19 protein-coding genes are annotated in these 21053 nt (G+C 50.0%); 10 read left to right on the top strand and 9 right to left on the bottom strand.

Annotated features, from left to right (window positions below):
• Positions 1-28: 28 nt before the first annotated feature.
• Genes KP22_RS13800 through KP22_RS13790 form a run of 3 tightly spaced genes read left to right on the top strand, consistent with a single transcriptional unit; the run spans position 29 to position 3858 of the window.
• A complete protein-coding gene (locus tag KP22_RS13800; protein WP_039304193.1) occupies positions 29-1399 on the top strand; it encodes a sucrose-specific PTS transporter subunit IIBC in 1371 nt (456 codons plus the stop codon).
• Positions 1399-2808 (top strand): glycoside hydrolase family 32 protein, encoded by a 1410-nt coding sequence (locus tag KP22_RS13795; RefSeq protein ID WP_039324795.1) that lies wholly within the window; start codon positions 1399-1401, stop codon positions 2806-2808. Before KP22_RS13800 ends, KP22_RS13795 begins: the two co-directional genes overlap by 1 nt.
• Before the next feature lie 30 nt (positions 2809-2838).
• The gene (locus KP22_RS13790) at positions 2839-3858 is read left to right on the top strand and encodes a LacI family DNA-binding transcriptional regulator (RefSeq protein ID WP_039304622.1); all 1020 of its coding nucleotides are present in this window, start codon (positions 2839-2841) and stop codon (positions 3856-3858) included.
• 110 nt (positions 3859-3968) lie between these two features.
• Here the strand turns inward: KP22_RS13790 and exbD are convergent, their stop codons facing one another.
• The gene (gene exbD / locus KP22_RS13785) at positions 3969-4394 is read right to left on the bottom strand and encodes a TonB system transport protein ExbD (protein ID WP_039304187.1); all 426 of its coding nucleotides are present in this window, start codon (positions 4392-4394) and stop codon (positions 3969-3971) included.
• Positions 4395-4397: 3 nt separating this feature from the next.
• On the bottom strand, positions 4398-5396 hold the full coding sequence (gene exbB, locus KP22_RS13780; protein WP_081923389.1) for a tol-pal system-associated acyl-CoA thioesterase: 999 nt from the start codon (positions 5394-5396) through the stop codon (positions 4398-4400).
• Positions 5397-6066: 670 nt separating this feature from the next.
• Here exbB and KP22_RS13775 point away from each other — a divergent pair.
• The 5 genes from KP22_RS13775 (at position 6067) to KP22_RS13755 (ending at position 11696) form a co-directional block, all read left to right on the top strand.
• The gene (locus tag KP22_RS13775; RefSeq protein ID WP_039324793.1) at positions 6067-7044 is read left to right on the top strand and encodes a TRAP transporter substrate-binding protein; all 978 of its coding nucleotides are present in this window, start codon (positions 6067-6069) and stop codon (positions 7042-7044) included.
• Between the two features lie 209 nt (positions 7045-7253).
• Positions 7254-7760 carry a TRAP transporter small permease gene (locus tag KP22_RS13770; RefSeq protein WP_039324791.1) on the top strand — a complete coding sequence of 169 codons (507 nt, stop codon included), beginning with the start codon at positions 7254-7256 and terminating at the stop codon, positions 7758-7760.
• A 15-nt stretch (positions 7761-7775) separates the two neighbouring features.
• Positions 7776-9068 (top strand): TRAP transporter large permease, encoded by a 1293-nt coding sequence (locus KP22_RS13765; protein WP_039304178.1) that lies wholly within the window; start codon positions 7776-7778, stop codon positions 9066-9068.
• A gap of 332 nt (positions 9069-9400) precedes the next feature.
• Positions 9401-10591, top strand: a complete 1191-nt coding sequence (metC, locus tag KP22_RS13760; RefSeq protein WP_039324789.1) for a cystathionine beta-lyase — start codon at positions 9401-9403, stop codon at positions 10589-10591.
• Between the two features lie 445 nt (positions 10592-11036).
• Positions 11037-11696: a DedA family protein gene (locus KP22_RS13755; RefSeq protein WP_039304172.1), complete on the top strand. Its 660-nt coding sequence runs from the start codon at positions 11037-11039 to the stop codon at positions 11694-11696.
• A gap of 29 nt (positions 11697-11725) precedes the next feature.
• On the opposite strand, the gene KP22_RS13750 is transcribed toward KP22_RS13755, so the two are convergent.
• A complete protein-coding gene (locus KP22_RS13750) occupies positions 11726-12670 on the bottom strand; it encodes an AraC family transcriptional regulator (protein WP_167333803.1) in 945 nt (314 codons plus the stop codon).
• A 244-nt stretch (positions 12671-12914) separates the two neighbouring features.
• Here KP22_RS13750 and KP22_RS13745 point away from each other — a divergent pair, with 244 nt between their 5' ends.
• Both KP22_RS13745 and yqhD read left to right on the top strand, forming a co-directional pair.
• On the top strand, positions 12915-13655 hold the full coding sequence (locus KP22_RS13745; protein ID WP_039324786.1) for an NADPH-dependent oxidoreductase: 741 nt from the start codon (positions 12915-12917) through the stop codon (positions 13653-13655).
• Positions 13656-13658: 3 nt separating this feature from the next.
• Positions 13659-14822 (top strand): alcohol dehydrogenase, encoded by a 1164-nt coding sequence (gene yqhD, locus KP22_RS13740; RefSeq protein ID WP_039324784.1) that lies wholly within the window; start codon positions 13659-13661, stop codon positions 14820-14822.
• A 157-nt stretch (positions 14823-14979) separates the two neighbouring features.
• Here yqhD and KP22_RS22445 read toward each other — a convergent pair whose 3' ends face one another.
• From KP22_RS22445 to KP22_RS13715, 6 genes are all read right to left on the bottom strand, one after another.
• Positions 14980-15141, bottom strand: a complete 162-nt coding sequence (locus KP22_RS22445; RefSeq protein WP_156107280.1) for a hypothetical protein — start codon at positions 15139-15141, stop codon at positions 14980-14982.
• A 226-nt stretch (positions 15142-15367) separates the two neighbouring features.
• Entirely contained in the window at positions 15368-16390 is a 1023-nt protein-coding gene (locus KP22_RS13735) for a hypothetical protein (protein ID WP_039324782.1), read from the bottom strand.
• Positions 16391-16618: 228 nt separating this feature from the next.
• The gene (locus KP22_RS13730) at positions 16619-17629 is read right to left on the bottom strand and encodes a hypothetical protein (RefSeq protein WP_039324781.1); all 1011 of its coding nucleotides are present in this window, start codon (positions 17627-17629) and stop codon (positions 16619-16621) included.
• A gap of 24 nt (positions 17630-17653) precedes the next feature.
• A complete protein-coding gene (locus KP22_RS13725) occupies positions 17654-19252 on the bottom strand; it encodes a hypothetical protein (RefSeq protein WP_052012526.1) in 1599 nt (532 codons plus the stop codon).
• Positions 19253-19263: 11 nt separating this feature from the next.
• Positions 19264-20160, bottom strand: a complete 897-nt coding sequence (locus KP22_RS13720; RefSeq protein ID WP_039324778.1) for a DUF4123 domain-containing protein — start codon at positions 20158-20160, stop codon at positions 19264-19266.
• A partial coding sequence (locus KP22_RS13715; protein ID WP_039324776.1) for a type VI secretion system Vgr family protein occupies positions 20153-21053 on the bottom strand: 901 nt, incomplete at its 5' end. The genes KP22_RS13720 and KP22_RS13715, both read right to left, overlap by 8 nt.

Raw genomic sequence — 21053 nt, 5'->3', positions numbered from 1 at the left:
GAAGAAACAGCATATATAGAGGAATAATATGGATATCAACGCTACTGCCGCCGCGCTACTCCCCCTTCTCGGCGGGAAAGAAAACATTGCCAGCGCTGCCCACTGTGCGACTCGCCTGCGTCTGGTGCTGAATGACGACAATTTGGCAGACAAGAAAGCCATTGAGAACGTTGACGGCGTTAAAGGGTGCTTCCAGAACGCCGGACAAATGCAGATTATTTTCGGCACCGGATTGGTGAACAAAGTGTATGCCGAGTTCATCAAAGCAGCAGGCATCAGCGAATCAAGCAAATCCGAAGCCGCCTCTATCGCAGCGAAAAAGCTGAACCCGCTGCAACGTCTGGCGCGTCTGCTATCGAACATCTTCGTCCCTATCATGCCAGCGATTATCGCTTCCGGCCTGCTGATGGGGCTGCTCGGCATGATCAAGACCTACGGCTGGGTCGACTCCAGCAGTGCAATCTTCGTGATGCTGGATATGTTCAGCTCCGCTGCCTTTATTATCCTGCCTGTGCTGATCGGTTTCACTGCCGCGCGGGAATTCGGCGGTAACCCCTATTTGGGTGCAACGCTGGGTGGCATTCTGACCCACCCGGCGCTGACTAACGCCTGGGGCGTCGCGGGTGGCTTCCAAACCATGCATTTCTTCGGCATGGACATTGCTATGATCGGCTATCAGGGCACCGTATTCCCGGTATTGCTGGCTGTCTGGTTCATGAGTATCGTGGAAAAGCGCCTGCGCAAAGTTGTACCGGATTCACTCGACATCATCGTCACGCCTTTCCTAACGGTCATCATCTCCGGCTTCGTCGCGATGCTGCTCATCGGCCCAGCTGGGCGCGCATTGGGCGATGGCATTTCTCTCGTCCTCAGTACCTTGATTACCCATGCGGGTTGGCTAGCCGGTTTACTGTTCGGCGGCCTCTACTCCGCCATCGTGATCACCGGCGTTCACCACAGCTTCCATGCCATTGAAGCCGGACTGCTTGGCAACCCGAATATCGGCGTCAACTTCCTGCTGCCGATTTGGGCGATGGCGAATGTGGCGCAGGGTGGCGCGTGTCTGGCGGTCTACTTCAAAACGCGTGATGCCAAAACCAGAGCGATTGCCGTTCCAGCCGGGCTGTCTTGTCTGCTGGGTATCACTGAAGCGGCGATCTTTGGTATCAACCTGCGCTTCATTAAGCCGTTTCTGGCGGCGCTGGCAGGCGGTGCGCTCGGTGGCGCATGGGTCGTTTTCAATCACGTCAATATGACGGCCGTTGGGCTGACTGGTTTTCCGGGGCTGGCCATTGTGCAAGGAGGGTCAATGCTTAACTACCTGATTGGGATGTTGATTGCATTCGGTGCCGCCTTTGTCATTTCCTTACTGCTGAAATACAAAACGGATAGCGAATAATGAAGGAAGTCCACTTAGTAAAACGCATGGCGCACGCCTTGATGTCAGGTCACTCACGGAAACAGGAAGACCCGTATCGCCCGGAATGGCATCTGTCCCCGTGCGTAGGTCTGCTTAACGATCCGAACGGATTCATTCATCACAACGGGCGTTACCATCTGTTTTATCAGTGGAATCCTTTGGCCTGTGCCCACGGAGCGAAATTCTGGGGGCACTGGAGTTCCGTCGATCTGGTGAATTGGAAGCATGAACCCGTCGCGCTGGTGCCAAGCGAAAGTTATGAAAGCCACGGCTGCTACTCTGGTTCTGCCGTCGTAGATCACGGGGCAATCACGCTGATTTACACTGGCAACGTCAAATACGATGACGGTTCACGCACCGCGTTTCAGTGCCTCGCCCGTGAGAACCCTAACGGTGAATATGACAAGAAGGGAGCGGTTCTGACGCTCCCCGATGGCTACACCGGGCATGTTCGCGATCCGAAAGTATGGCATCATGACGACCACTGGTACATGGTGCTCGGCGCACAGGATCTCGATCTTCAAGGGAAGGTACTGCTCTATCGTTCTGCCGATCTGCTGGCATGGGAAAAGATGGCTGAGATCGCCGGTTCTCGTTTGGGTGGACTCGGTGATTTTGGCTACATGTGGGAATGCCCAGACCTGTTCCCGCTGGATAGCAAAGACGTACTGATTTGCTGCCCACAGGGCGTTCCCGCCGAAGACGAGCGCTACCTGAATACTTTTCAAGCGGGCTATTTCATTGGCTCACTCGACTACCAAAGCGGCGCTTACCCGCATCAGGATTTCCACGAGCTGGATCTCGGTTTCGAGTTTTACGCCCCACAAACCACGCTGAGTGAAGACGGGAGACGCCTGTTGTTTGGCTGGATGTCGATTCCCGACGACAATGAGTTTTTTGAACCGACGATAGAGCACGGCTGGATCCATATCATGACCTGTCCGCGTGAACTCACGCGGCATGGCGATCGTGTTTATCAACGTCCCGCGCGCGAATTGCAACAGCTGCGTAGACAGCATTACACCTGGCAGGGTGCCGCAGACTACGCATCGCCGCTACCCATTAGCAGCGCAGAAGTGCTCATCACCGTTCAGGGGGAATTCCAGCTCAACCTTGCCTCCCAGCTTGTTCTCTGTTGGGACGGTGAACGCGTCACGATGAGCCGACGCAACCGTCGCACTGGCGAGCCAGAACATCGCTACTGGCGCGGTGGCCTGAGTCAATTACAGATATTGTGCGATCGCTCCAGCGTTGAAATTTTTATCAACGATGGCGAGGCTGTGATGTCTGCACGCACTTTCCCGGTAGGCGAAGCGACCATGACGTTCAGTGGCTCTGGGCAATTAACGCTACAACACTGGCTGTTAGCGCCGTGCATGATAGAATAACTTTCCTTTTTTCTGATAGCAGACCACGTGGTGAAACCGACTAAACGCATCACAATCAGTGACATCGCCGCACTAGCGGGTGTATCAAAATCCACTGCCAGTCTGGTGCTTAACGGCCGTAGCAAAGAGTTCCGCGTTTCTGATGAAACGCGCGATCGCATTTTAGCCGTCGCACACGAGCAGCGTTATCAGCCCAGCATTCACGCACGTTCACTGCGTTCCTCACGCAGCAACACGTTAGGGCTGGTGGTGCCGGAAATGACCAACTACGGTTTTGCCGTGATTTCCCGCGAGCTGGAGATGCTGTGCCGTGAAGCTGGGCTACAGTTGCTGATTGCCTGTACCGACGAAAATGCCAGTCAGGAGATGATGGCGGTTAACAGTCTGGTGCAGCGCCAGGTCGATGGACTGATTGTCGCCTCCAGCCTGCTGAGCGATACCGAGTATCAGAAAATTAATCAGCAACTGCCCGTCGTACAATTTGACCGGGTGATTGGTGATTCCACACTACCGATGGTCATTTCCGAAGCGGTAGAATCCACAGCAGAAATGGTCGAACGTATTGCCCGCCAGCATCGTGATGAATTCTATTTCCTTGGCGGCCAGCCGCGAATTTCTCCGACTCGCCACCGTCTGGAAGGCTTCCAGCTTGGACTGACCCGCGCTGGCATCGACTGCCGACCTGAGTGGATTGTTCACGGTAGCTATCATCCCAGCGCGGGTTATGAAATGTTTGCTCAACTGTGTGCAACGCTAGGCCGTCCGCCAAAAGCGCTGTTTGTGGCCGCATGTGGCCTGATGGAAGGCGTGCTGCGTTATATGAACCAGCATAACCTGATGGAAAGCGGCATCCGTCTGTGCTGCTTTGACGATCACTACCTGTTTGATTGCTTACCGCTGAAGATCGATACCGTGGCGCAGGATTGTGAAAATCTGGCGCGCAACAGCTTTGAAATGATTACGAGTCTGATTGCACAACAGCCACTTGAAAACGATAGACGCTATATCCCGACGCGTATTCACTGGCGTCATCCTGACTCGCGGGCATAACTCGCGACATAGCTCAACACACTTCACCAACCGATAGAACGTAAAAAGGGAACGTGGTTAGCGTCGCTTCTGAGAGCCTCACACCACATTCCCTTTACATCGATAAGTCGTTATTTAGCGGCAGCGGTTTCCGCACCAACCAGACCGACCTTGAGGTAGCCTGCTTTACGCAGCGAATCCATTACGCTCATGATGGTTTCATAATCGACGCTTTTATCTGCCTGAAAGAAAATGGTCGTTTCTTTGTTGGCGCTGGTTTTCGCATCCAGCACCTGAGCCAGAGACTGCTCGTTAACTACCTCTTCTCCCAGGAACATTTGCTTATCCGCTTTTACCGTAAGGTAGAGCGGTTTTTCCGGCCGCGGCTGCGGTACTGCCGATGAAGCAGGCAGATCGACACGAATGTCTACCGTCGCCAACGGTGCCGCTACCATGAAGATAATCAGCAGAACCAGCATGACGTCAATGAACGGCGTGACGTTAATATCATGCATTTCACCGTCATCACTCACGTCCTCCTTCAAATGCATCGCCATGACTTAACCCACCCGCAGTTTATGCGCTGCTGAAGACGTCCGGTTATCATTGCTGGCCGCTACGTCGAGATCGCGACTTTGCAGCAGCAGCACTTGTGCAGCCACATCACCGACCATCGCTTTGTAGCCAGCAATCGAACGTGCGAAGACGTTATAGATAACAACCGCAGGAATTGCGGCAACCAGACCAATCGCCGTCGCCAGCAGAGCTTCCGCGATACCTGGAGCAACCACCGCCAGGTTAGTCGTTTGCGTCTGTGCGATACCGATGAAGCTGTTCATGATGCCCCATACCGTACCGAACAGCCCGACGAACGGTGCAACTGCGCCGACCGTTGCCAGATAGCCGTTACCTCGTCCCATGTGACGCCCGGTAGCCGCCACACGACGTTCCAGACGAAACGCGGTGCGCTCTTTAATCCCATTGTTGTCATCAGAACGGGCAGAAAGTTCCAGCTCGTTCTGCGCATCTACCAGCAATTGCTGCGCGACGCTGCCTGCTTTGAACGCGTCCGCCGTTTCCAGTGCATCGTCGAGCGTTTTCGCTTTTTCCAGCGCCAGATACTCGCGACGCAGGCGACGTTTCGCGCCAGACATTTCAACACTTTTACTAAAGAAGATCGCCCAGGTAATCACCGAAGCCAGCAGCAAACCGATCATCACCGTTTTCACTACAACATCAGCGTGCTGGTACATGCCCCAGACGGACAGGTCGGTTTTCATGAGGTTATTGGTGCCCGGAGCCGCGCTGGCTGGAAGCGCGAGCGCTGACGCAGGTGCTTGTGCATTGGTCGTCACGGGAGCAGAAGGAGACGCGGCGGCAGGCGCTGTATTCTCAGTCGATAACGGCGTGGTTGCCGGAGCCGCAAACGCATTTCCACTTAGTCCCGCCGTACACAACAGGATAACCAGCACGCTACGGGAAAATGCGCTGAACGCGCCACGTTTTTTTTGCCAGGTTGATAACACCTGTTGAGTTGTATTACTGACAGCCGTCTTCACGCTGTGCCTCCACCATTCGTTCTGTACAATACCCGCACATACCCGCAGGTATAATGCAGCAATAACGCAGCCTGAAATGATACCAAACCCTGAACGAATTGATAGTCGTTCTCATTATTATTTACATCAGATAACGCACTTTTTCTTGCGTTCTGACAGGGTTTTTGGGGGATTGTCAGCATATTGGTAGCAAAAGCATAAAAATATGCAGAAGAAGAGCATTCAGGAATATATCGGGAAAGAGACAGCCCTAAAAGCAGCACAACGACCAAGGTTTTTCTGATCGATTTTTTGTGATCAACATTAAGTTATCACACCATTTCATGATGGCTGGCGATAATCTCACTGAAATAAATAGATACAAAATGACACAATAAGATAAATGAAAACACCATGTTACGCGTATATTCGTGAAGCAGACAGGAATAAAGTCCATATAAAACAGCATTTCATATTAGCTTTTTCTTTTGTGACATGAGTCATTCTACGAAGTTGTATAATAGGTTAGCTTAACTCGAAGAGAATACTGACGCACGCCACAATAATACTTAACAGGCGGCCGCCTTCTCGTTATTAAACCCACCCTTCATTATTCTATTTTTCATGGGTTTATATTTTTAAATCACCATTTGATTATCAATAATGTCACCTTACCTCTGGAGATAATTCAATGAAGCTGTCGAAAACATTGATCGGCGTTTGTCTGGGATCTACCGTACTCCTAATGAGCCAAGCGATTCAGGCTCAACAAATTAAAGCCTCTGATGTTCACCCTGAAGGTTATCCTAATGTCGTCGCAGTTCAGAAAATGGGGGAAAAATTAAAAGCAGCCACAAATGGCAGGCTGGAAATTAAAACCTTCCCCGGCGGTGTATTAGGTGATGAGAAACAAATGATTGAGCAGGCACAGCTCGGTGCGATTGATATTATTCGTGTATCCATGACGCCCGTTGCTGCTATTTTACCGGAAATAGAAGTTTTCACCCTTCCCTATATTTTCCGTGATGAAGATCATCTGCATAAAGTACTGGATGGAAAAATCGGTCAGGAAATTGGTGACAAGATTACCCAGAGCAGCAAATCAAAATTGGTTTTCCTGGGCTGGATGGACGCAGGAACGCGTAATTTAATCACCAAGCAGCCAGTCGCAAAACCTGAAGACCTCAAAGGCATGAAAATTCGTGTTCAAACCAGCCAGGTTGCGCTCGCAACGTTAAAAGCCATGGGGGCTAACGCCATCGCCATGGGCACCAGTGAAGTCTTCAGCGGTATGCAAACTGGCGTGATTGACGGCACCGAAAACAATCCCCCGACCTATGTTGCACATAACTATATGCCTGTAGCCAAAAATTTTACCTGGAGCCGCCACTTCATTATTCCTGAGCTGTTCCTGTACTCCAAAACCAAGTGGGATAAGCTTTCCAAAGAAGATCAGGATCTTATCCTGAAACTGGCGAAAGAAGCGCAGCAAGAACAGCGCGTACTGTGGAATGAATATAATCAGCAATCACTGGATAAAATGAAAGCCGGTAGCGTTCAGTTCCATGAAATCGATACCGAGTACTATTTCAAAGCCACGCAGCCCGTACGCGACCAATTCGGTGCCAAATATCAGGAGCTGATTAAAGCCGTCGCCGACGTCCAATAAGCCAAAATTCATTTTAGCGGATAAATAGCAAAACGTTGACGAACCTATTTACGTAATGAACACGGTGATAATGGAAACTAATCCATTATCACCGTGCTAAGGCTTTGTCACGATCTCAAAAGTCGTTATCTATTATCCGCCACCCTGATGGCCCGATATTAACAATTATCCTTCGCTTATCACTCAATTGAGTGAATATAGGTGGCACAATGGCACAGTCTTATCTCTCAAGTATGGATGTACTCTATCGTATTGCCATGTGGGTTTCTGGTCTGGCGTTATTAATTATGACGCTAATAATTCCTGTCGGCATATTTGCGCGCTATGTTTTAAATGCCGCATTATCCTGGCCAGAACCCATTTCGATTATTTGTATGGTGACGTTTACCTTTGTCGGCGCAGCGGTCAGTTACCGTTCCAATTCACATATTGCCGTCAGCATGTTGACCGACAGATTGCCAGAATCCGGTAAGAAAATTTGCATTCACCTGTCGAATCTCCTGATGCTCTTAATCAGCCTGTTTATTTTCTATTACAGCTCCGTGCTCTGCATAGAATTATGGGAACAGCCCGTTGCGGAATTCCCATTATTAACCGCAGGTGAAAGTTATTTACCGTTGCCTATCGGCTCGTTAATTACCCTGCTCTTCATCATCGAAAAAATGTTTTTCGGCCCTCAGGATAAACGCCCTGTGGTCATGCCTGGCAATGCTTAATTCGGAGCCAATATCATGGATGCATTTATTCTTGTTGCCACACTGGCCGTGCTGTTGGCGGTCGGCGTTCCCGTCGCCTATGCGGTAGGGTTGAGCGCGATTGTTGGCGCTTTCTGGATCGATTTGCCGCTTGAGGCGGTCATGATCCAAATTACCAACGGCGTGAACAAATTTTCGCTGCTGGCAATCCCCTTCTTTATTCTCGCTGGAGCCATTATGGCCGAAGGCGGCATTGCCCGTCGGTTGGTCAGTTTCGCGTATATCTTTGTCGGTTTTATTCGCGGTGGCTTATCACTGGTTAACATCGTCGCATCAACGTTTTTCGGTGCGATATCTGGCTCTTCTGTGGCAGATACGGCCTCAATCGGCTCGGTGATGATCCCGGAAATGGAGAAGAAGGGCTACCCGCGTGATTTCTCTGCTGCCGTCACCGCCAGCGGCTCCGTGCAGGCCATTCTGACTCCACCGAGCCACAACTCTGTGATCTACTCGCTGGCAACAGGCGGCACAGTTTCGATTGCTTCGCTGTTTATCGCAGGGATCCTGCCTGGCCTGCTGCTCAGCCTGACCCTGATGGTAATGTGTGTCGGTTTTGCACATCGGCGCGGTTACCCGAAAGGCGAACGTATACCGTTCCGTCAGGCGCTAAAAATCTTTGTCGATACGCTATGGGGGCTGATGACGGTCGTCATCATCATGGGTGGGATTCTGTCTGGTATTTTTACTGCCACCGAGTCTGCGGCCATCGCCTGTCTGTGGTCCTTCTTCGTGACCATGTTTATCTATAAAGATTATAAGTGGTCGGAACTGCCCAAGCTGATGTACCGCACGGTAAAAACTGTCACGATCGTGATGATCCTGATCGGTTTCGCCGCCGCGTTCGGTGCCATCATGACCTACATGCAGTTGCCGAGCCGCATTACCGAGTTCTTCACCTCCATTTCGGATAACAAGTACGTCATCCTGATGTGGATTAACATCATGCTCCTGCTGATCGGTACGCTGATGGACATGGCCCCGCTGATCCTGATCCTGACACCCGTGCTGCTGCCCGTCGCCCTCTCGCTCGGTATCGATCCGGTGCATTTCGGCATGATCATGCTGGTAAACCTGGGGATCGGTTTGATTACACCGCCAGTGGGGTCGGTGCTTTTCGTCGCCAGTGCGGTGAGTAAACAGAAGATAGAACAGGTCGTTAAAGCGATGCTGCCCTTCTACTGCGGGCTGTTCTTTGTGCTAATGCTGGTCACCTACATTCCGGCCATTTCACTCTGGCTGCCTAAATTCTTTGGCGTCCATACGGGTTAACAGATCCCAATTGCGCCATGTCATTCGCAGCAATGCAGAAGAACATGGCGCTTTCCTGATGTTTTTTACCTGAAATATTTTCACCTACCTTCGACATTATCCCACCGAAATCGGCGAAAAGCCCCTTTCGCTGCGGTAATGCCAGCGATACCGAGCAATTTTTCCGTCATGACAAAACACGCCCACATGCCGTTCCAGCCGTGATAACGTAGACCTTATAAATCGAATCCTAATAAATCCAATTATGCCCGCGACTCCTCTCCGTTCACTGTCGGGAATAGTCGGCGTATTGAGTCATTCGGCAGGACTGAACAGAAAAGGTGATAGTGGTTATGACAAGCAAAAAAACGGCAACAGCGTTAGTCGCCGCAGGACGCAGCAAGAAATTCACCCACGGCTCCGTCAACCCCGTTATTCAGCGCGCGTCCTCTCTGGTATTTGATACCGTGCAAGACAAGAAACACGCTACTATTAACCGCGCCAAAGGTGCGCTGTTCTACGGTCGCCGCGGCACGTTGACCCATTTCTCGTTTCAGGAAGCGATGGTAGAGCTGGAAGGCGGCGCAGGTTGTGCGCTGTATCCTTGTGGTGCGGCTGCCATTTCTAACGCGATCCTCTCTTTCGTCGCGGCTGGCGATCATATTCTGGTAACGGAATCAGCCTATGAGCCTACGCAGGATTTCTGCACAAAAGTGCTCAACAAACTGAACGTCAGCACCACCTATTTCAATCCGCTCATCGGTGCCGATATTGCCGAACTGATCCAGCCCAATACCAAAGTCGTCTTTCTTGAATCGCCGGGCTCTATCACCATGGAAGTACACGATGTGCCCGCTATCGTCCAAGCCGTGCGCCGTATCAATCCCGAGATCGTTATCATGATTGATAATACCTGGGCGGCGGGCATTTTATTCAAGGCGTTCGACTTCGATATTGATATCTCGATTCAGGCAGGTACGAAGTATATCGTCGGCCATTCCGATGCCATGATCGGCACGGCGGTCGCTAACGAACGCTGCTGGGTGCAGTTACGTGAGCACTCTTATCTGATGGGGCAAATGGTGGATGCCGATACCGCCTACGTCGCCAGTCGCGGCCTGCGCACACTGGGCGTCAGACTCAAACAGCATCAGGAAAGCAGCATCCGTATTGCGAAGTGGCTGGCAGAGCGGCCAGAAGTTGCGGTCGTTAATCACCCCGCATTGCCGGGGTGCAAAGGGCATGAATTCTACCAGCGCGATTTTAACGGCTGCAACGGCTTGTTCTCATTCGTCCTGAAAAAGAAATTAAGCAAAGAAACGTTGGCGCACTATCTGGACCATTTTGAGCATTTCAGTATGGCGTATTCCTGGGGGGGATTTGAGTCCCTGATTTTGGCAAATCAACCAGAAGAACTGGCAGCGATTCGTCCTGTGAGCGGCGTGGATTTTACCGGCACACTTATTCGGTTACATATTGGACTTGAAGACAGCGACGATCTGATCGACGATCTGGCCGCCGGTTTTGGCAGACTCGGCGCTTAATCAGCCACGTGCGGCCAAAAAACAGGCAAAAAATACCGTCAGGAAACAAAATACAGGAAGTGTGACGGCCATAAAACCGCTGCGTCTTGATTTCCCCTGCGACGCGGTGGGTAATGCGTTATGATAATAAAGAGTCAACGCTTACTAAAAAAACCGCGTTACCTTAACCAAAAATTAAGCCCTGGCGTATTCTCACAATGCGGCAAGGCGTTTTGCCCCATATACCCTAAATAATTCGAGTTGCAGGAAGGCGGCGACGTAGTGAATTCCCAGGAGCTTACTCAAGTAAGTGACTGGGATGAACAAAGGAAGCCAACGCACATGCAGCTTGAAGTATGACGGGTAGACTGATTTTAGGGCTTGATAGACAGGAAATTTCAGGTAACCCAGCGTTCTACCGCCGCTGCCTGAGAGATAATGAATATCGTCACTGGCAGGAAGTAATATGAGTATGGTTCACGACATTATTCAGGCGCTCTGGCAGCAGGATTTTAGTGCATTAGCCGATCCCCACGTCATTTGGGTTATTTACGGCATTCTGTTCACCACGCTGTTTCTGGAAAACGGCCTGCTACCTGCCTCGTTTCTGCCCGGCGATAGCCTGTTGCTGCTCACCGGTGCCATGATTGCCAAAGGCGTGATGAGCTTTTTCCCCACGATGATTCTGCTTACCATCGCCGCCAGCCTCGGCTGCTGGCTCAGCTACCTTCAAGGACGCTGGCTGAGTGATACCCGTCTGGTAAAAGGCTGGCTGTTGCAGCTTCCTGCCCATTACCACCAGCGCGCCTATCACCTGTTCCACCGACATGGCCTTACCGCGCTGCTGGTTGGCCGCTTTTTAGCCTTTATCCGCACGTTGCTGCCAACCATGGCGGGGATTTCCGGGCTAAACAATACCCGCTTCCAGATTTTCAACTGGCTCAGCGGGCTGCTGTGGGTCGGGGGGATTGTCACGCTCGGCTATGCGCTCAGCCACATTCCGCTGGTCAAACGCTATGAAGATCAGGTGATGACTGCGCTGATTCTGCTACCGATAATTTTACTGGTCAGCGGTCTTATCGGTATGGCCGTCGTCGTATGGCGTAAAAAACGTACGGTCGCCTAATCCGGCAACCGTGAGATTTATTGCCGCACTCAGCCTTCTTCAACCGCCATATTAGTGGCCTTTAATCTTGTCACTTCGTCACCCGGCGTCGCACCGAAATAACGTTTAAATTCCCGGCTAAACTGCGACGCACTCTCATATCCGACGCGAGCTGCCGCAACACCGGCTCTCAGGCCATCGTTGATCATCATCACACGCGCTTTATGCAGCCGGTAGGATTTCAGATACTGCAACGGTGAAGTGTTGGTGACCGCCTTGAAGTTATGATGAAACGCCGAGACGCTCATGTTCACCTCGGCAGCCAACTGCTCCACATTCAGGCTATCGGCGTAGTGGTTCTCGATGCGTCGCAGCGCTTTGGCGATTTGACTGAAGTGCGTGTGCCGATTCACCAGCGCTTGTAATGCCGCACCGCGTTCGCCACAGAGCATATGATAGATAATCTCGCGCACAATCGTCGGGCCTAATACGCGGGCATCGCGCGAGTTATTCATCGCATCGAGCAGTCGTTCAACGGCACACAGGATCTCATCGGTCAACGGCGCACTGTTCACCCCGCACGTACAAGAACAGGGACGAATCGCGCTGTCATCATCACCGATGTCGATCAACAAATCCTGAAGCATTTGGATGTCGATGCTGATCGACATCCCTACCAGCGGGTTCTCAGCGCTGGCTATCGTTTCACATTCGAACGGCAGTGGAACGGTCATTAGCAGATAATTTTCCGGGTCGTACTGAAACGTTTTTCCGCCCAGATAGCCAATCTTTTGGCCCTGAAAAATGATGACGATCGTCGGCTCATACATCACCGGCACACGCGGATGATGCTGTTCCGTATATAGAATTTTGACCTGAGGCACGAGCGAAGGCGTAACCCAGCTTTTGGTGGAACAGCGTATCGCCTGCTGCACAATGCGATGCCGCACGGTCTGTTGCTGAACAAACCGCTCGCACTGGCTCTCCGTCAACATGCTTTGATCTTCCATCAACATGCCTTGGTCTCCATAAACATAGTGTTATCTCGCTACGGGTTCTCTTTTGCTGCCTGAAGCCTCTCTCCTGACAGGAGAAACAAAATGACATACCCATGAATTTTTATCACCCTTTCCTCCTGTATTTTGTAGAAATAGGCAATAACCAAACAGAAATGTGCATTGAACGTATTCCGTTGGTTGATAACAATACTGAGCATCCCCTCATCACCTGGGAAAAGACATGAATAAAACGATTGAACTGTTTACGTCACACCGCAGCGAACGTAGCTACCTTGATAAAGCGATTCCCGATGACGTGCTGGATGCCATTATCCAATCCGCACATTTGGCACCGACGTCCGTGAACTCTCAGCAAGTATCACTCATCGTCACCCGCGACCCGGAACGCAAAGCACGCATTGCCGAACTGGCTGGTGGACAACCGTGGATTGCCAAAGCGCCAGTGTTTATCACCGTAGTGCTAGATATGCACAAAACACAGGTAGGGATTGCCATGAGCGGCAAACAACAGCAAGCCCATGAAAGCCTCGAAAGCCTGATTTCCGGCACAACGGATGTCGGTATCGCACTCGGCACGCTAATGGCCGCCGCACGCTCATTCGGATTGGGCATCGTCCCGATTGGCGGCATTCGTCGCGAACCGCAGGCGATGATCGACTTTCTGCAACTCCCTGAACTAACGTTCCCCGTCGCGGGCGTTGCTATCGGCTACATCGATACCCCAGCGCACCAGAAACCGCGCCTGCCACTGAATTCATTCCGTCATGATGAAACCTATCATCAGGACACTCTGCCTGCGGCGATTGAGCAATACAACCACACGCTGGTGACGCACTGGCAGCAAACTGGCCGCGCAGACGGCGACAACTGGAGTGATAACACCGCCGGCTACTATCAACACATCTACTTCCCGAAAGTCTTGCCCGCGATCCTTCAACAGGGCTTTAAACTGGACAAATAACCTATGCTAAATTTCACACTTCATACCCCGACCAAGATTCTGTTTGGCGAAGGCCAGATTGCTGAATTAGGCAAAGAAATTCCTGCCGATGCCCGCATCCTCATCACCTACGGCGGCGGCAGCGTGAAGCTCAATGGCGTGCTGGATCAGGTCTATCGCGCACTGGAAGGCCGCAACGTACGCGAGTTTTCCGGCATTGAGCCGAACCCGACGTATGAAACACTGATGAAAGCCGTTGAAGTCGTCCGTGCAGAGAAGATTGATTTCCTGCTAGCGGTTGGTGGTGGATCTGTCGTCGATGGCACGAAATTTATCGCCGCCGCGGCGGATTATCAGGCCGCACAGGACCCGTGGCATATTCTGCAAACGGGTGGCGCGGAAATCGATCGCGGCGTCGCCATGGCAGCGGTACTCACCCTGCCAGCAACGGGTTCAGAATCCAACAATGGCGCGGTGATCACCCGTAAATCAACCAACGATAAGCTTGCTTTCCGTTCGCGATACACACAGCCGCTTTTCGCCGTGCTCGACCCGGTAGTGACTTACACCCTGCCTGCTCGCCAGATCGCGAACGGCGTGGTCGATGCCTTCGTTCACACGGTTGAGCAGTACCTAACGTATTCCGTCGATGCCAAAGTACAGGATCGTTTTGCGGAAGGTTTGCTGCTAACGCTGGTTGAAGAAGGCCCGCGCGCGCTGGCTGAACCGGAAAACTACAAGGTCAGAGCCAATGTGATGTGGAGCGCTACCCTGGCGTTGAATGGCCTGATTGGTGCCGGTGTGCCGCAGGATTGGTCAACCCACATGCTGGGGCATGAATTAACGGCGCTGCACGGCCTCGATCATGCGCAAACGCTGGCAATCGTTCTGCCCGCCATGCTGACAGCCAGAAAAACCCAGAAGCGTGACAAGCTGCTCCAATACGCGGAGCGGGTCTGGAACCTGCGCGACGGTAGCGAAGATCTGCGTATCGACGGCGCGATCGCCGCCACACGTGACTTCTTCGAAAAAATGGGCGTGCCGACCCGCCTGTCTGACTATCAGTTGGATGGCAGTTCCATTCCGACGCTGGTCGCCAAGCTTAGCGAGCATGGCCTGACTGCACTGGGCGAGCACCGCGACATTACGCTGGAAGAAAGCCAGAAGATTTACGAAGCGGCACGTTAAGGTACCCCGTATTTAGCGACTCCACTGCCTATCTCGAAAATAACAGATAGGCAGAACCACCGCGGAATCAAATACTCACCACATCGGTTCGGCCACGTATCGATAAAATATCATCCAATATTTACCGTTCCCCCAGCAACCAACACACCACCGCAACTCACCCCATCGCCAGCACACCGTTGGTCTTGATAGCGCAAAACACCGAGTTAATATCAAATACGCTGCGAATTCGTAATGGTTCAGTAGCGGCATTGGCGGTAGACATCATTATTAGCCCCAGCAACGCAGCTTGCTTCCACCGAGTCCCTATTTTTCTCATACGTTCTCCCTGATTTTGTTGATAACGAAAATAATAGCAGCAGCCTGACACGATACATTGTGAACGGTATATTACACACGATGGTGAATATAGAATACAAGAGATAACTAAGCTGGTAGCTAAACAGCTAAAGACTTTCGGTTAATGATATCAGTATTTATTTAAAAAAATAAAACATCGAAATAATAATTTAACTTACTCCGGTGTATTTTCGCGTTATTCAATATTAGATAACAGGAACAAACCTCCCATTTATAAATGAAAATATGGGAACGTAATATCCTAAACTGTCATCTCCACCCTCATCTTTAACTGAATAAGAAAGAGGAGATATAGTAGGATCTGATTTATTAATAAAACGCACCATCCTATTTTTATTCATCACTTCAATTTGATAGTTTTCCCAATTTATGGAGCGCATTTTAAATGACTCACTTTTAAAATCATTCCTGAAGCTAAAATCGTTATATATTTCATCAGTAGAGTTTCCGGTTGTGACTGCCCATGTTTGTAAAGACTCATTAAGGTATTTTTTTATTTCCACATCATTTTTTTCAGCCAACAGATGCCAGAGATCGAGATAGGCAATTTTTAATGCCCGAATCTGCTCGGTTTTGCCGGTAAAAGGCGTGGCTTTTGTCCATTTCCATTCTGGAATATTCTTAAGATGGACTTTTTTAGTAAACTGATAGAGCTCCATCCCAGCAAGGAAATAGTTATCAATCAGATAATCCGAAGGAAAATTTCCCATTTCAACCTGCTGTGCAAGAATTTTCTTTGCTGTTACCTTTTCAGTTTTAGCACTGTCCGTTTTTCCGCCAGAGGGTACATAAGGAATGCCGTCTTGACCGATAGCGATAGTAAGCTGGCTTAATACCTTCGACTGCTCGCCTTTAAACGCGGTCAGAGCCACTTTACAGCCTGCATCCGGCTTAAACGCTTTGCGAGATTCATCACTGATATTCTCTTTTGAGAACCAACCTAGTGCCCCGATCTCAACGGTAATCTCATTTTCGCCATTTTCCAGCACCATTAATGCGTTGGTGCTGGAGGTGCCAAACCCTCTACCAGTGACTGCCGAATGACGGTTATCCATCCCCAGCACGCCGTTGGTTTTGATAGCGCAAAACGCCGAATTAATATCGAATACGCTGCGAATTCGTAATGGCTCAGTAGTGGCATTGGCGGTAGACATCATTATTAGCCCCAGCAAAGCGGCTTGCTTCCACCGAGTCCCTATTTTTCTCATGCGTTCTCCCTGATTTTGTCGATAACTAAATAGCAGCAGCCTGACACGATACATTGTGAACGGTATATTACACACGATGATGAATATAGAATACAAGAGATAACTAAGCTGGTAGCTAAACAGCTAAAGACTTTCGGTTAATGATATCAGTATTTATTTTAAAATAGAATGATAAAACACCGAAGTAAGCATTTCCCTTGCTTCGGTATATTTATTCATCATTCAATTTTAGATAACAGGGATAAACCTTCCATCAATAAAGGAAAATATGGGGGAGAAGGATCCAATAAACCTCTCCCCCCCCTCATCAGTGAAATAAGAAATGGGAGAAAATGTAGGATCGGACTTATTGATAAAACGAAGCATCCGCTGGTCATTCATTACTTCAACTTCATAATCACTCCAATTGATAGGGATCATTTTGAATGAAGGATCTTTAAGATCAAAGAAAAGATCAGAATATATATCATCGACACTCTCCCCTGTAGTTATTGCCCATGCTTGCAACGATTCATTAAAAAATTTTTTAATCACTACATTATCTTTTTCAGCTAAAATATACCAGAGGTCAAGGTATGCACGTTTAAGTGCCAAAACTTGTTCTGATTTGTTAGTAAATGGAGTCGCTTTCGTCCATTTCCATTCGGGGAGATTCTTAAGATGGACTTTCTGCGTAAACTGATAGAGCTCCATCCCAGCAGGGAAATCATTATCAGAGAAATATTTATCAGGAATATGTCCCTTTTCTACCTGCTGCGCGAAAATTTTCTTTACCATCACCTTTTCGGTTTTATCTCTGTTTGCTCCGCCTGATTGCATATAAGGAATACCGTCTTGACCAATAGCGATAGTAAGCTGGCTCAATACCCTGGACTGCTCGCCTTTAAACGCGGTTAAAGCGACTTTACATTTTGCATCCGGCTTAAATGCCCTGCGGGATTCATCACCGATGGTTTCTGGTGAGAACCAACCCAGTGCGCCGATCTCCACCGTAATCTCATTTTCGCCATTCTCCAAAAATAACAATGAATTAGTACTGGAGGTGCCGAATCCTCTTCCAGCGACCGCCGAATGACGGTTATCCATCCCAATAACACCGTTAGTTTTGATAGCACAAAACGCCGAGTTAATATCAAATACGCTACGGATCCTTAACGGTTCCTCAGCGGCATTGGCGGTAGACATCATCATCACTCCTGACAGTAGTAGCCATTTCCATTGAAAAAATTTGCCTATCATGTGCTTTCCTTGTATTGCTAACATTTAGGATTCGACCCCCATGGCCCAGGCTTCCCGACTCGGTTTTTCCACTTTATTGTATTTGGGATTCGATCCCATTGCCCACGGCTGGGCGGGTATCACTTCCGGCTTGGTAATGACTCGCTCTTTACCAAACAGATTAATACGCATTGCCGACTCATCCGCTTTTAATGATCCGGCCAGCTCCGTTGTTGATTTATATTTGTATTGCTGGTTTAAACCTTTATTCCCACCTTTTTTGCTATTCCATTGAGCATCAGCCAATAACGCCACCTCAGCCTTAATCCCATCGTGGTACCCTACCAAATCGATACCATCCTTATGCGGATCCAGCTTCATTCCGGCTTCCGTTTTGAGGCTGCCTTCTGCCTTTAAGGTTACTTCAACAAATAATACTTTTGCCTCAAAAGCCGTACTCACAACCCCTTCCAGCGTAAAAGCCAGCTTATTGTTGTCGTCTTCTGGTGCGAAGGTCCATTGTGCTTGCTTATAGGCCGCGCCGACAGAAAAATGCAATTGCGTCGTCAGTTGTATATAGCATTCAAGGGCACTGCCGCCTCTGGCGATATATTCCCGGCACTTCGCCGCAATACGTTCTACTTTACAATAAGCCGCCAGAAGCTGTATCAGGTCTATTTTCATGCTCATGCTAAGGAAGGGCGCCGCGTAAAGCCCCATAAAATGCGTGGCGTCGTCAACACTGCCTTGGCACTGATACGCGTAGGACACCCCCAGATTAATCGGCTCAACGGAGAAATCAAACAGGCGATACTCGCGCGTTCCTTTTTTTTCGGGATCGGGCAGGAGATATTTGTTGATGTTCGATAAAAAACGCTCCACTTTGCCGATCTGTTCCAGCGTTTTAACCGTTTTGACTTTATTGCGCGTCATCTCCGCAAACTTGGCCGAATATTCCGTACCACCGATTTTCAGCCCGTACTCAATATTCAGCTTCTGCTCCTGCGTAATTTGGAACTGATCGGTCTGCAACGTCCAACCACTTCGCAGCTTATTGCCGTTTTTAGGCTGGGTATTCTCCATCTTTGTTCTGGCAGCTCTCTGTTCATCCCGCCGCTCTTTCCAGGTGCGTTCTTTTCCCATTAGCTCATAGCTGAACCCTACAACAGTCTGTAGCTCCAGTTCAGGGTAAACGTCAATATGTGCATAATTCGCTTTACCCGCACAGCCTTGTGTAATCAGTTGATAACGATGAGGCGCGGCAACAGCATCAGAGGGCAAATGAATACGATTGAAATAGGACCATATTGGATCGACGGGCAGATCTGCCTGCTCGCTGTCCGCGGGTTTCTTGTAATAGAGCGTGATGGGGTTTGGCGCGCCATTCTTTAACGCAATTTTCTCATTTCCGCTTTCCAGTGTGGCCTGCGGACAGGTTGGTTTCCCGCACTTGCCTTCTATTTTTATCGTTCCCTGGCTGCCCGTGCCATCATCCAGAACTTTGAGATGAATACTCTGCTCAACAGGCCAGACATGCGTTTTTTCATCAAAAGCATCAAGCGTGATTTCATAAGTACAGGGATCGGGATTATTGCAATTTGCACAGGCACTGCCTGCGGCGAGCGAGACTTTTCCTTCAGACATACGCTTTTCCTTTAGCGGGGAATATATCCCAATGTTTCTTTAAGCAAACGTTCAACCCGATAATGACCGGGAACGCGTTCATTACTTAATAGTTCCTGCCATCGTGCAGGGAGTTTTTTTATTGAATACCTGTTTTTTTCTATCAACAAATGCAGTAATCCGCGAATAGCGCGATCGTCTTCAATGCCTTTTTCCTTACAAAAATGATAACACTCGCTCACTGCCTCTTTGACCGTGAAGCGTTCTGGCTCATCTCGTGGGCCAGGATAACTCTCATCTGTCTGGCTCATTTTCCATTCGGGAGCATGCGGTACACTATGTTGTATTTTTTCTGCGTACTGAGTCACCGTTTTAGCCGTTAATTCCTCGATGTATTTCGCTTCTGCACACTGATTCAGTAAATCAAGTTGTGGCTGGCTAATTCTGAACAATTTCATTCGGCTTTTAGCCGTGAGTGGAAACTGGGCACGAACGGGCTGAAAATTTTCCTCCCGAATGATGTCATTATGGACAGTCATCATTTTTTCAATCGGGCCCATAAAACAATGCAATTCCCATTCACTCAAGACGCGACATAAATCCCAGATATTCCGGGGATCATAAAAGCGGAAAAATACCGGTTTATCTTCTGAAGGAAGAAGAACCTGTAAATATTTACGCAAATGGTGGCGTAAATCCTTCATATTCACCGACGTAAACAAATAGATTCCCCACGGGGATGCCTTATTCGCCAACCAGGATGAAACCTCATGCGTGACTTCAACTAAATAGGGAGCCAACGAGATCAACTCCTGCTGTAAGGGCTCCGCATATAAGCAACAATGCGGCGGGTCATGTTCAGCCAAAAAATCCAGCAGTCCCTCTTCGATTGAACCGTCAATAACAGCATATTGCACAATCTCACTCACCTGTTTTCTCCTTGGCCGGACAGTGCGCCACAAACATCGTCCCTGCGGCCGCCGCCGCTTTCAATATCGCCGGGTCGGCGGGGAGTGCCACATCGCCCGGACTACCGCCCGAGTTCAGGTTGATGGCTGCCCCTTTGATATCGACCCCACCGGCGTGAATTACCACAAAACTGCCTCCGACGCGGAGCGTCAGTTTGCTGCCGCTTTGCAGCGTTAGATCGCCGTTGCTATCTACGCTGAATACGCCGCTGATTTTCTGCGTCAGATCGCCCTTAACCTGTATGCCGCTATCGCCTTCGGTCAGCGACAAATGATTGCCGGTGGTTTTGTGATCCTGATTGCCTTCTACCGTAACCTTACGATCGTTAGCGACCACTAGTTCTTCATCATGCCCGATGCTCGTCGTGCGGTTATAGTCCACGCGCTCATCTTTGGAATTCAGTACCCGCACGGCCATATTCTTCTGGGCGTGAAGGAAGATCTCTTCGTTATCGGTTGCATCTTCGAAGCTGAGTTCGTTAAAGCCTTTGCCTTTGTGAGTTTTTGAGCGAAGCGTGGTACGCGTTTTGTTGGCGGGCAGCGGATAGGGGGACAGGTTGGTTGCATGGAACGTCCGCCCGGTGACAATCGGCTGATCCGGGTCGCCGTCGAGAAAGCTGACGATCACTTCATGACCGATACGCGGAATAGCAATCATGCCGTACTGACCGCCCGCCCAGCCCTGACTGACCCGCACCCAGCAGGAGCTTTGGTCGTTGCTCGCGCTGTATCTGTCCCACGGGAATTGCAGCTTCACGCGGCCGTGCTGGTCGCAGTAAATCTCTTCATCCGCTGGCCCCACCACCGTGGCGATTTGTGGGCCGTCCACCATCGGTTTGTACGGCATCGCGGCA

The sequence above is a fragment of the Pectobacterium betavasculorum genome, from assembly GCF_000749845.1.
GTDB classification, from domain to species: Bacteria; Pseudomonadota; Gammaproteobacteria; order Enterobacterales; family Enterobacteriaceae; genus Pectobacterium; species Pectobacterium betavasculorum.
This window is presented reverse-complemented; position numbering and strand designations above follow the sequence as displayed.